The organism is Corallibacter vietnamensis (genome assembly GCF_039537875.1).
In the GTDB taxonomy this organism is placed as follows: domain Bacteria; phylum Bacteroidota; class Bacteroidia; order Flavobacteriales; family Flavobacteriaceae; genus Corallibacter; species Corallibacter vietnamensis.
Window position 1 is genome coordinate 847,351 of the sequence record NZ_BAABBI010000001.1, and the last position, 15,038, is coordinate 862,388.

The 15,038-nt window shown below is 29.2% G+C and carries 14 protein-coding genes; 11 read left to right on the forward strand and 3 right to left on the reverse strand.

Annotation, left to right across the window (positions count from 1 at the left end; all coding sequences use genetic code 11):
- The 10 genes from ABD690_RS03895 to ABD690_RS03940 all read left to right on the forward strand — a co-directional run bounded on the left by ABD690_RS03895 (nucleotide 1) and on the right by ABD690_RS03940 (nucleotide 10,885).
- Entirely contained in the window at nucleotides 1–429 is a 429-nt protein-coding gene (locus ABD690_RS03895; protein ID WP_344727290.1) for a hypothetical protein, read from the forward strand.
- A 3-nt stretch (nucleotides 430–432) separates the two neighbouring features.
- Nucleotides 433–1,911 (forward strand): hypothetical protein, encoded by a 1,479-nt coding sequence (locus ABD690_RS03900; RefSeq protein WP_344727292.1) that lies wholly within the window; start codon nucleotides 433–435, stop codon nucleotides 1,909–1,911.
- 6 nt (nucleotides 1,912–1,917) lie between these two features.
- On the forward strand, nucleotides 1,918–5,289 hold the full coding sequence (locus ABD690_RS03905; RefSeq protein ID WP_344727294.1) for a hypothetical protein: 3,372 nt from the start codon (nucleotides 1,918–1,920) through the stop codon (nucleotides 5,287–5,289).
- Nucleotides 5,290–5,302: 13 nt separating this feature from the next.
- Nucleotides 5,303–6,073: a hypothetical protein gene (locus ABD690_RS03910; RefSeq protein ID WP_344727296.1), complete on the forward strand. Its 771-nt coding sequence runs from the start codon at nucleotides 5,303–5,305 to the stop codon at nucleotides 6,071–6,073.
- 92 nt (nucleotides 6,074–6,165) lie between these two features.
- Nucleotides 6,166–7,677 (forward strand): hypothetical protein, encoded by a 1,512-nt coding sequence (locus ABD690_RS03915; protein ID WP_344727298.1) that lies wholly within the window; start codon nucleotides 6,166–6,168, stop codon nucleotides 7,675–7,677.
- Between the two features lies 1 nt (nucleotide 7,678).
- Nucleotides 7,679–8,332, forward strand: coding sequence for a flagellar motor protein MotB (locus tag ABD690_RS03920; RefSeq protein WP_344727300.1), 654 nt, complete (start codon nucleotides 7,679–7,681; stop codon nucleotides 8,330–8,332).
- On the forward strand, nucleotides 8,325–9,071 hold the full coding sequence (locus ABD690_RS03925; RefSeq protein WP_344727302.1) for a transglutaminase-like domain-containing protein: 747 nt from the start codon (nucleotides 8,325–8,327) through the stop codon (nucleotides 9,069–9,071). Before ABD690_RS03920 ends, ABD690_RS03925 begins: the two co-directional genes overlap by 8 nt.
- Before the next feature lie 4 nt (nucleotides 9,072–9,075).
- Nucleotides 9,076–10,011 carry an endonuclease/exonuclease/phosphatase family protein gene (locus ABD690_RS03930; RefSeq protein WP_344727305.1) on the forward strand — a complete coding sequence of 312 codons (936 nt, stop codon included), beginning with the start codon at nucleotides 9,076–9,078 and terminating at the stop codon, nucleotides 10,009–10,011.
- A 9-nt stretch (nucleotides 10,012–10,020) separates the two neighbouring features.
- Nucleotides 10,021–10,599: an XAC2610-related protein gene (locus tag ABD690_RS03935; protein WP_344727307.1), complete on the forward strand. Its 579-nt coding sequence runs from the start codon at nucleotides 10,021–10,023 to the stop codon at nucleotides 10,597–10,599.
- Nucleotides 10,589–10,885, forward strand: coding sequence for a hypothetical protein (locus ABD690_RS03940; protein WP_344727309.1), 297 nt, complete (start codon nucleotides 10,589–10,591; stop codon nucleotides 10,883–10,885). Before ABD690_RS03935 ends, ABD690_RS03940 begins: the two co-directional genes overlap by 11 nt.
- 704 nt (nucleotides 10,886–11,589) lie before the next feature.
- On the opposite strand, the gene ABD690_RS03945 is transcribed toward ABD690_RS03940, so the two are convergent.
- The 3 genes from ABD690_RS03945 to ABD690_RS03955 all read right to left on the reverse strand — a co-directional run bounded on the left by ABD690_RS03945 (nucleotide 11,590) and on the right by ABD690_RS03955 (nucleotide 14,190).
- Nucleotides 11,590–12,246, reverse strand: a complete 657-nt coding sequence (locus ABD690_RS03945) for a winged helix-turn-helix transcriptional regulator (RefSeq protein ID WP_344727311.1) — start codon at nucleotides 12,244–12,246, stop codon at nucleotides 11,590–11,592.
- Between the two features lie 71 nt (nucleotides 12,247–12,317).
- Nucleotides 12,318–12,950: a helix-turn-helix domain-containing protein gene (locus ABD690_RS03950; protein ID WP_344727313.1), complete on the reverse strand. Its 633-nt coding sequence runs from the start codon at nucleotides 12,948–12,950 to the stop codon at nucleotides 12,318–12,320.
- A gap of 28 nt (nucleotides 12,951–12,978) precedes the next feature.
- On the reverse strand, nucleotides 12,979–14,190 hold the full coding sequence (locus ABD690_RS03955; RefSeq protein ID WP_344727315.1) for a tyrosine-type recombinase/integrase: 1,212 nt from the start codon (nucleotides 14,188–14,190) through the stop codon (nucleotides 12,979–12,981).
- Nucleotides 14,191–14,461: 271 nt separating this feature from the next.
- Between ABD690_RS03955 and ABD690_RS03960 the strand changes: the two genes are divergently transcribed.
- The gene (locus ABD690_RS03960) at nucleotides 14,462–15,016 is read left to right on the forward strand and encodes a PH domain-containing protein (protein ID WP_486303586.1); all 555 of its coding nucleotides are present in this window, start codon (nucleotides 14,462–14,464) and stop codon (nucleotides 15,014–15,016) included.
- The last annotated feature ends 22 nt before the right edge of the window (nucleotides 15,017–15,038 follow it).

Below are 15,038 nucleotides of genomic sequence, written 5' to 3' on the forward strand. Positions count from 1 at the left end.
ATGAATGATTTTATTGCTAGTTTATATGACCCCTGGTTTAATTACGAGTTATATAAAGATTTACAAGATAGTGTGTTTAATGCTTTCGATTTTCAAAAATTGGGCTGGAGCCTAATTATTGTTTCGATAATCCTCCTTCTTGTATTTTATAAACTTTGGGACCCAGTAAAAAAACCACGTTTTAAATGGATAATAACACTTCTATTTGCGGGTATATTCATGTTCGCTATTTGTTATGCTTTATTATTTAATAATATTGAACTATTACAATATCTGGGCAATTATACAGGAGATGTAGGAGAACCGAATCCTCAATATTTTATATTACAAATGGCTGTAATTTCCTTTGTATATGGAGTTGCTTTAGCAGGGTTGTTATCAATTCCAATTAAATATATAAGTGTAGGTAACAAACATAATCCTTTTTAAATTATGGCAAAATTATATGTATTTGGAATTGGAGGAACTGGTTCCAGAGTTTTAAAATCGCTAACCATGTTGTTAGCTTCAGGGGTTAAACTCCAAAATGGCTTTGATACCGTAGTGCCATTAATAATAGATCCCGATGCCGCTAATGGCGATTTAAATAGAACCGCAGATATTTTAACAAAATATCAAAACATTTATAATGCGGTTGGAGAAAATAATCAGATGTTTGGAACCAAGATTTTAACTCTAAAACAGTTGGTAGATGAAAACTTACCTAATGTATCAGATCATTTTAAATTTGGTATGACAAATACGGGGCAAAAATTTGGTGACTATATTTATTATAATGGGTTAGATAAAGAAAATAAAGCCCTCGTAGATCTTTTATTTAGCCCTGAAAATTTGGAAGCCGACATGACTGTTGGCTTTAAAGGAAATCCGAATATAGGGAGTGTAGTTTTAAATCGTTTTGCAGAATCTGCCGAGTATAAAGAGTTTACCAATTCTTTTAACCCAGGAGACGCTATCTTTATTATAAGCTCAATTTTTGGAGGAACAGGAGCTTCTGGTTTTCCATTGTTGTTGAAAAATTTAAGGGTAAATAATCCTGCTATAGTCAATTCTAGCGAAATTAGTACTTCTACAATTGGAGCAATAACCTATTTGCCTTATTTCAAAGTTTCAACTACAGATAAGGAAGGTCAGGCAATAGATTCTTCTACCTTTTACAGTAAATCTAAAGCAGCTTTAAGTTATTATCAGCATGCTATTTTTGACAAGGAAGAATCTTTAGATGCGTTTTATTATTTAGGTGATTATTCAAATAATAATATGCCATATGCTGAAGGGAAAAGTGAGCAAAAAAATAACGCACACTTTTTAGAATTAGCAGGGGCATTATCTATAATAGATTTCACAAAAGATTTTCAAAGTTTCGGTAATGGGCAAAATACCACTATCAAAGAGTTCGGGATTGAGGCACATGAAGGTAATAAGTTGAAACTAGAACATCTAGGGCAATGGTCTAAAAATCAAATAAGCTTACCATTATCTAAAATGGTATTGTTGTATAAGTTCTTCAAAAAATCTCAAGATGTATTATTTAAGAGCAAAGGAGGGTTCAACAAAGGGGAAAATGGTGTTAGTAAACAATTCTACAATCAAGATTTTTATACGGTTTACTTCAAAAAATTCATGGAATATTTTAATGAGTGGATGAACGAAATGGATAATAACGATGTGTCATTCGCACCATATCATGATAATCAAGAGCATGATACACTTTTAGATTTTATTAAAGGAAAAGAAGTGTCGAGAGGGGGGCCTTTTGGAATTAATAATAAATCTACAGCTAATAAAATTATAACCAGTGCTGATAAAATCATCAAAGAACAAACTTATGATGATGAAACAGAAGCTTCAAGGTTTTTAAAAGTTTTTGATGTTGTTTTAACTGAACATGTAAAGAATATTTTAAATTAATTTAGAATGGCAAAAAAGGTTTTTCGTATACATAACGATGGAGCACAAAATCCAGATTGGTTTGCTTCCGATCAAATAAATGCAACATTAATAGACAATATAGTTACTGATGGTGGTGATGGCAAAAAATTACCTACTTCCATACCCAGTCCTTTCGCTAGAATTGATTTAGTAAGAACTGCTTTTGCTGCAATTGGATCTTCTGGTAATTTAGATGGAATTACAAGAAACGGTAGAGCAGTAGCAACAGATAATCATAAATTAGTTTCGGATGCATTAGATATTGGTCAACTGCTTTTTAATTTTGACAAGCATCAGAATGATTTACAGCTGATCGAATGGAATAAGGAACGTAGCCTTAATAATTTATTGAATGGCAACCCAAGTCAAAAACATTTGGGAAATACGTTGAAACTCTTTTTACAACAAGACAGGAAACAATATAATTTTAGTGAATTCGAGAACATTTATATTTTATTATACAAGCATAAGATTATAGGTGGCACCTCTCCAAGAACTTTATTTTTTGCAGCACCTAATGCTCTAGAAACAGAAATAAAGTTTGGGCAAGATACAATGTTAGACGACATGTTACTGCCTTTATATAGGAGAGATGTGCATTACATTAAATATCTTGTAGCGTTATCTAAATCAAATAATTTCAATCAGTTATTCCCTGAATTTAATAGTTACATTATAAAAACAATTGATAAGATTTATGAGACAGACTTGAATCTTCATCAGGAACTTATGACTTTTGATCCAGAGGCTTATTTAAAATCGCTTAATGGTGTTTTGTATAATAACAATTCAGGACAGCCTTTAGAGGTAATAAATGGTCTTTTCTTAAAGCAATTTGAAAAGGATTCATCATTAATCGAAAGTAAAAGTGATTTTGTTATTAAAGCCTCTAAAGTTGTTGAAGGTACTAAACCATTAGTTTTACCAGTAGAAGTTTTAAATCTGCCATACATTTATACTGAAGATAAATGGGATAGTAAAACAAAAGTACCTTGTGAAGTTAATATGCCATTAAATCAACGGCATTTACCAGACCAAGGGGATAAATATCCTTATCTAACAATGAATGATTTTTTAACAGAATCAATCATTAAGTTACCTTACAAAATAGATAGTGATAAATTCTTAACTATTGGTGATGAGCAATATTTGATCCCATTACAACCACTCTTTTTTAATTATTTTTCTACAAAAGACTTATTAAACGGAAATCTAATTAAAATAAAGGAACTTGCAGGGAGTAGTGTACAAGTGGAGTTAAACATTCCTATTAAAAAAGGTTTTATTTCATACACAAAAATCTATAACTTAAAATCAAATATCTCCAGTGAGAATAGACAAGATAAAGGACGAATTATTGAGAAATCATTTGCTATGGCACTTTACCCCTTTAATAAAAGTGAACAAACTAAAATTAATTATACAGTTGGTTTAGCTGATATCTATCCTGATAATTCAAACAAGCTTTCTGTTCAGTTATTTAAGGATTCCAATATAAATGTTATTACACCTAGAAAAGTTAAAGAAAGATCTAATAAGCCTTACATAACCTCCCAAACAATAGTTAATGAAGGTTTTGATGCTATGGCTGTCACTTTAGGTAGTAGTGTTAATTATGTAATACCTCTTTGGGAAGAATATACAGTTGCAGGAGGCGATGCTTATAAATTTGCAATTGATTTTGGCACAACCAATACACATATTGAATATACTATTGAAGGACAAGGAAGTGCTAAAGCTTTTAATATTTCAGAAATTGATGAACAGATTGCGTTTTTAATGCCAGCGAATGCGCCTCGTAGGACAGAAGCTATAAGAGATATAGAAGATGGAGAATCGCATTTAATGCAAGAAATAATACCGAAAAAAATTGGAGAAGATGAAATGGTGAAATCCCCATTTAGATCTTGTTTAATTCAGAATAGTAATGTTAACTACGAGTTGGCAACGTTTACTTTTGCAGATGCAAATATTGGATTTGATTACGAAAAAAAAGGTATTAGACCGTATTTAAAAACGTTTACAAATTTAAAATGGTCTAAAGAGTCTAATAATGAAAAGCAAGTCAAGCATTATATAGAAGAGTTGTTAATGCTCTGTAAAAATAAAGTTCTAAAAAATAATGGAGATATAAGTCAAACAAAAATCATTTGGTTTTATCCAGTAAGTATGACTACAAATCATTTAAAAAGATTTAGAAGAATTTGGCAAGAATCCTTTGATAAGGTTTTCAATATATCTGAAGAAAACCTTTTTGACTTCCCAGAGAGTATTGCACCTTTTTATCATTACAAAAGTGATGGAAACATTCGTACAGCTGCAAAACCTTCAATTTCTATTGATATAGGTGGAGGTACAACGGATGTTATGATATATTTTGATGAAAAACCACAATTAATAACCTCTTTTAAATTTGCTGGAGATGCAATTTTCGGTAATGGGTTTAATGGTAATATTAGTGCTAATGGGTTTGTTCAAAAATACAAAGAGCAAATAGAACACACATTGTCTCAAAATAAATTAGTCGAGGAAATTAAGATTTTAGAAAAAATTTATTCAGATTATCAATCATCTACAGATTTAATAAATTTCCTATTCTCATTAGAAGATAACAAAAATATTAAACAGAAGCATTTAGACATCGACTTTGGTAAAAAACTATCCGATGACGATGATTTTAAAATTATATTCCTATTATTTTATACATCAATCGTATACCATATAGCGGAATTAATGAAACTAAAAGAGATTCCACATCCTAGAAATATTGTGTTCAGTGGAACTGGTTCTAAAACATTGAAGATTGTAGATTCCAGTAAAAAAATAGACTCTCTTTCAACGCTTTTTGAGAGGATTTTTAATAAAGTATATGATGTTAGTGATTCTAAATTAACGCTCAAAACAAAAGAGAATCCTAAAGAAGTAACTTGTAAAGGAGGATTTAATATTGATGATGAATTAAATGGGATTAAGCATACAGATTTAATTGAAATCAATATAGGTAATTATGAAAATCCAAAAGTACAGTCTAAAGCGGCAGGAATAAAAAATACAATTTGTTATAATGATGTAGACAACGCTTATTTAAATGATGTGGCTAAAAATGTCAACAAATTTTATGAGATGTTTAATGAGTTAGTATTAGAATTAGACTTTAAAGGTGAATTTGGGGTTTCTAATAAATCTATTGAAAAATTTAATGAAATTAAATCACACGATCAGCTAGATTATTTGATGCAAGGAGTGAAATCGCTAGAAGAAGATTCAACACCAGATGAACCTGTGGCACAAAGTTTATTCTTTTTTCCTTTAATAGGTTTATTATATGATTTGGCTTCAGCAATTAATGAATCCTAATACTTGACTTTTTATGAATATATTTTATTTAATATTAGCATACGTTAGTCCTTTGTTAGATGTTAGTAATAATTTGGTGCCTCAAGAAATTAAAACAAATACTAGTGTAGCGTCATTTAATTTTTTAGATATTATTTTTTATTTAATTTTTGGATTATCTATCCTTTTGAATATTGTTTTTATACTGAACAGAGTAAATAATAATTCAAGACAAAACTCCAAGTCAACAAAAAAACATGATAATGACTTCGAGAATTTTTATAAAATTGAAAATAGTTCTTTAAAAAATAAAATAAGTAGTCTAGAAAATAAATTACACGCATTTCAAAAATCTAATAAACTGAGTTCTGAAAGTAAGTACAATAATCTTGAGAAGATAGAGGAAAATCAACCTATTCAATCACCGATAAAAACACAACTTATTGAAGATGAAAAACCACAAACAGTTGATTTTGAAATACCTAAACCTATTGCCATATATTTGCCTTCTCCTTTTGAAAATAATAGATTTTCTATAGAAGATGTTAGTAACGAACAAATGCCAACCTCGTTATATCAAATAATATTAGATGCTTCAAATACCACTGGAAAACTATTAATAATAGAAAATGCCGATTTCACAAGGGCTTTAAATTCTCCTGATCATTATTTAGAAAAAGCTTGTATTTATGAAAATGCTTTTAGCCCTAATGCCAATGGGATAAATATTGTCGAACCAGGAAAAGTTAAATTAGAGAATCAAGATTGGTTGATTACTCAAAAAATCAAAATTAAGTTTATTTAAGTATGTACGATGTTAAGTTTATAGAAACTGTAGTAATATCTGGTTTAATCGCAGTTCAGTTGTATCTAGCATTTAGGTTATATGTCAAAATTATGTCATATAAATCTATTTTTTCAAAAATGCCTTTTATAGCTCAAAAAAACGTTACTGTAGACGTTTATAATGAAGGTAATGTTTCGGAAATATTATCAGAAGAGGATATCGATGATGATGAATTAAAAACGGAAATAGCATATCTAAAAAGTACATCTTCCAATAAAACTGTATCAAGTATTTCAACTACAATAAATGCGTACCTCATTAAAAATAAAGGAGCCTCAATAGACTTTCATATTCTTAAAGATATTGCAGACAGGTATATTGAAATTGTTGAAGATGAGATTAATAACCGGATTCCTGCTCCATTGTATATTGGGCTTGCAGCTACTATGCTAGGAATTATTCTTGGTCTTTTTGCTATTAATTTTAATGTTACTAATGATAGTTCATCATTGGCTTTAGAGGCCATTAAACCATTAATAGATGGCGTTAAAATAGCAATGGCTGCATCAGTTACAGGACTAATAATAACTACAATATTTTCTGTAAGTATTTTTAAAAAAGCCAAGTCTCAAGTTGAAGAAGGAAAGAATGAGTTTCTATCTCTTTTGCAGTCGGAACTCTTGCCAAAAATGAATAGGTCTAAATTACCAGAAGTTCATACGCTTTCAACTAAATTAGATGCGTTTTCTAGAAACACATCTAGCGTAGTTTCAAAATTAGATGGAATTGTTAAAAACTCTTCAGATGCGGTCTTTAGGGAACAAAAGTTAATAGAACAAATAAAAAGTCTTGATGTAAAAAAAGTTGCTTCTGTTAATATTGATGTATTTAATCAGTTGGAAGGCATGATGGACTCTTTTCAGGATTTTGCTAAATATTACAATAAACTAGATAAATCACTATTAAATACTACAGAATTACTTCGAAACCTTGAGTCTTTTGTTGCAAACACCCATAATATTAATGTAGTACTCGAGGATATTAAAAGTAATATAACTAGAAGTGATAAAGCTACAAATTTTTTTAATTCCCATATAGAATCATTCTCAAAATATGGAGATGCGGTTAACGAGGCTGTGGCGAATACTGACTCCAAAATGTCTAAAGCAATTCATGAACTTGTAGAGTTGGCAAATAAACAATTTGAATCATTTAACGAAGCAATTGCAGGCTATGATTCTAAATTAACTTTAGCATTTAATAAGTCTATTGAGAATTTCACCCAATCAATGGATCATCAAGTAAAAAGAACAGAAGAGGTATTTAACACGGCTAGGCCTAAATTTGAAAAACTAAATAAACTTGATAAACTAGATGATATTGAAAAGAGATTGATTAACCTTGAGAGCAAATTAAGCGATGTAATAAGTAGTGGCAATAAAAGTATTGTCACGGCATTAAATTCAATTAAATTCACTACTTCTTCCAAAGGTGGAACCGAAGAGAATCTTCCTGAAAATCTGAAATTGTCGATATTACCAAAATTATTTATAGGCTTAAAAATTACGGCATACATTGTTGTTATATCAGGTGGTGTTTATTATATCTATATGAACATATAAAATGAAAAAAACTGGATTCTTTTGGGTAAGCTATGCCGATTTAATGACAAGTTTGTTTTTTGTTATGTTGGTATTATATGTTATTACATTTGTAATATTACAGGTAGAACAAGGCAAAATAAAAGCTCAAAATGAACAGTTAAAAAAAATACTTCAAATTGAAGAACAATTTAAACCACTTCAAAATGACAATGATTTTTATTATTTGGAAAATTGCGAAAAATATGTTGCAAAAGATTTAATTGGCATTGAAATATTTGAATCAAATGAAACTGAAATAAAACCAGAATACAAGGCTTCAATAATTAATGTTGGACATAAAGTAAATTCCTTTTTAGAGAACGTAAGTAAAAATAATTCTAAATTTAGTTATTTATTGGTTATTGAAGGAAATATGGCTAATTCATGGGACAAACGGTTTAGTGAGGACTCTAATTATGGCTATAAAAAAAGTTATGAAAGAGCATTAACTGTTTACGAATTATGGAATGCTAAAGGTATTAATTTTAGAGATAAAAATGTTGAAGTTTTAATTTGTGGTAGTGGATTCAATGGTCTTTGTAGGGATAATGTTGAAGAAAATAATAAGCGCTTTTCTATTCAAATTATCCCAAAAATTGCCAAGATAGATTATAACCTTGAAGAAAATGAATAAGATATTAAAAGTAATCTGTACTTCTGTAAGTTTAATATTTTTACTGATGCTTCAATCCTGTATAGGTTGTTCCAATTCTGGGCGTGCTAAAATTATAGCCAAAGCCAAGTCTGAAGCAGCAAAGAGTCAAACTGTACCTGAACCTAATACAATGGTTAAAGATGTAGTCCCTGAAATTGTTAAAATAGAAGATATAGTTACTCCCAAGGAAGAAAAATCAATAAAGAAGGAATTAATTAAAAATAAAATTCCTCCAGCAAAAGGAAACTTAATTCAGGTAGAAGGTTTGGTTCTGAAAGAAGTTATGGAATTAAACATAAAACTAAAGACTTCTCAATCTCAAGTTGAGCAAATTTTGGCAATGCAAAATTATGTGTACTCTAATTGGCATTATATTTTTGATCCAGATACAGGAAGTGATACTTGGCGTTCAGCAGAAGCAACACTTTCTTTAAAATATCAAGGGCAATATTCTGGTGATTGTGATGATTTTGCAATTTTATTAGCCTCTATGGCTAGACAAATTGGTTTAAAATCACGTATGGTTGGTGGATTTGATAATGGAGAAGGACATGCATTTGCTGAATTTTTACTACCAGATAGATCTTTATCTGTATCACAACTTAACCGATTGGATTATAGAAAAGATTACGATGGTGTATGGATTAGTTTAGATTGGTTTAAAGGTTCCGAGCATAACAGGTTTACTCATGATATTCGCATATTTGATGACATATAGATAAATGAAACACTTAAAATTATTATCTGCCCTATTATTCGTTTTTCTAATATCATGTAACCCTAATAGCAAACGGGCTGCGAATTTAGTCAATCAGAAAAATTCTTTAGTAAACACTACTAGAATTCAGGATTCAAAATCCCAAAGTAATCCTAAAGCAAACATTAAAAACTCTAATGCGTTAACAATTGCATCCTGGAATATTAGAGATTTAGGTAAAACTAAAAATGACCAAGAAATACTTCAAATAGCTAAAATTATTAGAGATTATGATATAGTAGCTTTACAAGAAGTGGTAGCAAAAGATCCAGGAGGCGCAAAAGCAGTTGCAAAAATTGCAGATGAATTGAATAGAATGGGTTCCAAATGGGATTATCGTATTAGTGATCCAACAAAAAGTCCTTCAGTTTATATTAGTGAACGGTATGCTTTTCTTTGGAAAACCTCTAAAGTAAAATTAACAAGTCGTGCTTTTTTAGATTCTGAATTAGAAGATAAATGTTTTAGAGAACCATACATAGGAAAGTTTCAATTAAAAAATGGAGATGAACCCTTTTATGTAATAAACTTCCATTCTCGAAAATTTAATGATAATCCAGAGCAAGAAATTATCTTTTTTAAAGATTACCCTAAAAGATTAAAATCGGATAGAGTTTTAATTGTTGGTGATTTTAACCTAAATGAAAATCATGAAGTGTGGGATCACCTATATTATATAGGTTTTAAATCGGCTTTAAAAAACACTAAAACAACTTTAAAAACTAAATGCAAAAAGAAAAATTATTTAAATTATTCAATCGATAATATTTATTTTCCATCATCTAATATAGAAATGTTGAAATCTGGAAGTAATGATTTTGTAAATGATTGTTATAATCTTCAAAGTGCACGTCTTTTATCAGATCATTTGCCTGTTTATATGGAATTTCTTGTAAACTAAAAAAATCCCATGAAATATTTATTAATTAGTATATTAAACCTAATAGCAGCCTCTTCTTTTTCCCAAAATTTTGAACTGGAAGATTGGAAAATGTTTCATGATGAAGATTTGTCAGGTATAACAATGATTAAAACAGAAACCATAAAATTTAAAGATTTATTGCTCGATGTAAAATGGAATGACTCATTAAGTTATTCAAATAACATAGGGTATTATGGAGGGGTTTCAGAATTAAAATTAAGTTTTAAGGGAAAGTACATACAAACAATAAAAAATATTGAAGACGGAATAGCATTAGGGGAAATTCCAATTGTTTTTTACGATTTTAATATGGATGGTTTTTTAGATTTTTTTATTCGGATAGATTGCGGTAAGGTTTGTCAATTAAATTATTATTTTTTTGATGAATCATCATCAACTTTTGTTTACAATGAAGAATGGGATTATGTTAATGTTTTTAAAATAAACAAGGCAAAGAAGCAGTTACTAACAGAGCCAGATGGAACAGCGTTAAAAGGTGATTATGATTGGTTTCAAGTTAAAGGAAATAATTTAACGTTGATTAAGAAAATGCATTATGGTAATTAAGAAAAAATCATCATTAGGTGTAATTAGAAAAAGCTTAACGGTAGCCGTACTTCAAAACAAACCAAAAATCTTTCTATATCATTTATTAGCCAATAACATAGAAACAACCTTTCCTAATAAATTAAATTTTTATAGGTTCTTTACGCGTATGCTTAAATGTGCTTATAAAACATCTAAAGGGAAGTTGCATTTAAGAATTGAAAATCCAGAATGGGATAAGGAAGGTTCTTTGCATTTTGTTTTTATGATGATTTCCACTATTATAATCGAATTAATGTTAAGATAAAGTCATTGAATAAAACGTTATATTTTGATATGCTTCCTTTTTTAATGCGATCAAGTATTTATTATAATATTAATATTTTATTGAGTTAGAGTGGTGCTTCTAGGTTTTGTTATTGACACTTGATGTGGTCAAGTATTGATTTTGTATCACCCTTGCAATTCAAAAAAAGTATCTTTGTTAATTTAACTCTTCTCCCTTGCTATTGACTGCTTATGTAGTCTTTTTCATGACAACGATATTCATATAGTTCTTTATTAACCAAAGGAGTTGGTTGCTTGTTAATTGCCCCTTTGAATTGTGAATTTTGTTATTCCATGAGCAAGTAAACTTCCAGCAGTATAGATTCAAATTTCTGCGAGACTTATTTTATCAATTTTACCAACTGATTATTGATTCTTCCGAATATCACCACCAGTTAGCGAATCTTGTTTTGATATTTTCCATGATTCGCCTTTGATATACAGGTATTACTATAATACTTTTGAAAGTTAAATCTTTTCTAATCTCTTTAAAACAATACTCACAATTATAAAATTATTTTTCAATTATTTATGCCTTAAATAAACGTTTGTTTAACTTTTTAATTGAATTTGAATTATCGCTTTTGTTGTCATTTGTAACCATCTTGTGTAAAGCTTTAATCAAAAAACATGATCAATCATTGCTGCTATATTTCCTTAATAGAAAATAACTTTATGATAATTTCACACATCTTCATATAAATGTTCATGGTCTATCTCAAAAACAGTTTCCAAAATATACTTTCTGGCTTTTTCATCGGTCATGATAGGGTCTTTTTGTTTAGTCTTAATAGATTTTTCTTTTTTCTGTGGTTTAGAAGGGCTTTCAAATTTGCATTCTGCAATGGTTTTTACATTTGGCGATATTTTTCGCATAGTATCCATGAATAAATCGTGATTTTCATTGAATACCTGTTTAATTTCTAATGTTAAGTCTTTTTTCAGTTTATCTTCGAACTCGATTCTATTAAAATGGATTTCATTATAAAAATTTTGTTCTTTTTCTTCTTCTGATAGGTTAGGACGGTATCCATTCCATTTATAAAGCTCAATCATCAAAGGTATGAGATCGATTCCTTTATAATTGAGTGTATATTTGTTTTTTTGTTTATGAGAATGGTCAGGTGCCTTGACTATGATGAAGTTTTCAATAAGTTTTTTAAGACGATTGTTTAGAATTGATTTTGAAATTTTTTCTTTTGAAGATAAAAAATCATTGAAGTGTCTTTTTCCATAGAACATGATGTCTCTTAAAATCAAAAGAGTCCATCTATCTCCGATTATATTAAATGATTGATTAATAGGGTTTTTTGGATTTTTTGTCATTTTCTGGTCTGTCATTATAACTAGTTGTAAAATTAAACTAGTTTTGAATGTCTACTAGTATTAAATAAATACTAGAAAAATTAATATTAATAATTTCGAGCTAAATAATTGTTTGTTTGAGTCTCAAGTTCACTGTTAGTAATCTGTCTTTTGCCTAAAAGAAATTTTTCAAGTTCACTTTTCAAAAAGTACATGTTTTTTCCTCCAGGCTTACTAAATGGAATGCTTTTAGAGCTTGTTAATTTGTACATTGTGGATTTGGATATATTTAAAAACTCGCAAGCCTCTTCTGTGCTGTAAATTATATCTTTATTTGAGTTGCTGCCTTCAGAGGTATCAAGTTTTGTGCTGTAGTTTCCGTTTTCAATTTCACAGAACAAATTACTAATTATAGGTTTGGTATCATTAAGAATATTCTCATATTGGTTATTGAATTCTTGCGCAGTTTCCCAGCTATTAACTTCCAATAGTTTTTCTAAATCTAACAGCCATCGCATTGGATTTGGAGAAGCATTTAACTGATGTCTTAAGAATAGTAATCTTTCATGATGACTTAAGCCATTTAGACGTTGTAGTACGGAATTACAATAGCCGAAATTTGAAAATCCCTTTTTATTAGAGTTATTGGAAATTTCATTTAAGGTTATATCATAAATATGATTGAATTTATCTCTTCGCGTATAAATAGGTTCATGGAATTGGGTTTCTGTAATTGGCATATAAGGTTAATTAGGATTTAAGGGTTTATTAAAAAATTAGTTTTTCATTGGCTTCATTAATAACGTCACTGTCAAATTCTTTTAAGTAGGTATTAGTAATATTAATATTTTGATGTCCCATAGACTCACTAATAATATCAGTTGAAACTCCAAGCTGCTTCAAATTGGTGGCAAAACTATGTCTGGCCACATAACTAGTTAGTTTTTTATCTATTCCAACCAATTCAGCAATCTCTTTAAGGTCTTTATTAAACCTTTTAAGTGTTTTAGCCTTTCGATATTGGATTTGGGTTGGAGTAAGATTTTCTTTTAGTAGAATTGGGAAGACATAATTTGTGCCTGGATTTAAGGCAGAATAGTAACTTAATATTTCTGCAACGGGTTCAAGAATTTTAATGCTAAATCGACCTTTGGTTTTTGACCTAATGTAAGTAATGTTACCATTATTTACATTGTCCCAAGTTAGGTGCATCATGTCAACAAAATTCATCCCACGAGTGAAATATGAGAATACAAAGTAATTCCTTGAATGTAATAATTGAGGATGTTTATTTATATCAAACTCATATATTTTTTGAATTTCAGACCTGGTTAAAGCCCTTTTAATACCTTTGCCTTTCAGTTTCGAAATCTTATATTTTTTAAACGGATAGAATGATTCGTCTACAAGATTTTTTGATATAGCATCATTATAAAGAGCTCTTAATTGCCTCATTCGAACCGCAATACCTCCATCAATATTTCCGCGAGAACGTAGATGGGCTTCAAAACTATCTAAAAACGATACATCGATTTCTTGAAATTTTAAGTTCTTTCGGGGGCAGAACTTAAAAACCGCATCACCAGTATCTTTATAGGCCTTGGCACTACCAGTTCTGCCAGCCTCATTTAATTGATCAACTTTATAATCGAAGAAGTCGAATACTGAAGTGTTATTCTTTTTATGTTCGCCTCTAAAACGTTCTTCAAATTGATTCAAAGTAAAGTCTATACCTTCACTCTTAAAATCATCAATTATCTTGGAAGCTTTACTTTTGTATTGGTTTAATAATGCATTTCGTTGAATATAGTTCTCATGATTTTTTTTAAACTCTGATCTCTTTTCATTCCATTCATTATCGGAGCAAGTAAACCCAAGAGAAATAATCTTAATTTTTCGGTCCTTAATGGCTTTAATAATTATTGGGTATTGTCCATTTTTCAAAGCCTTTTTTCTTCTTAAAACACTAATAGATGCCAAATTTATTATTTTGGGTTAAACATAGGTTAAACAAATGTATAATAAAATAGAATAATAAGGAAACAAAAATGAAACTGATTTTATGAAAGTCTAATAAAATAAAGGGTTTTAAGAGTTTTTGTGAAATTATGCATTGTTAATGGAACCTGACTGTTAATCAAAGGGTCCTTGGTTCGAGCCCAAGAGGGGGAGCAAAATGAAAGCCTTACAGAAATGTAAGGCTTTTTTTGTTGTAATTTTAAGGAATATGAAGACTAGTTAATATTAATGAGTGAAGCATAAATTGACATATTATAGAATAAATATAAAGAGTGTTTGTAAAAATTTGGGATTTAGTTTCTTTATTATTCTAGCTTTCATTTCTATAGTTTTATATGCATATGTAAATCAGGTAGAAGTAAATGTTACCTTGATGTCAATTTTTTTTTTGTCCCCTGTTTTAATAGCATGCTTCTTGTTAATTGATTATTATGTAAATGCTAATAATGAAGTGAGATTGTTTGAAGAAAGGATTGAAATTATTAATAATAAAAAAGAAAAAGTTGTTTTTAATAAAGAAGAAATCGTTGGTTTAAAAATATATATTTGTCCTTCTATGAATAGAAAAAGCTCATTTCAGCTTATGCCTTTTGAGCAATTTCATTTTATAGAACTTATTTTTATAAACAACACAAAATTTTATATTTCGTCTTTATCTGATGAAAATTTATATAATACAATACAGAAAAATAAAATCTTCAAAAACAAAATTGATATTGTAAATCGAGGGATTTTTGATTTAGGCTATTTAATTAATTCAATTTATTTTTTGAAGATTAAATTATAACATAAAAATAGAACGACATGTT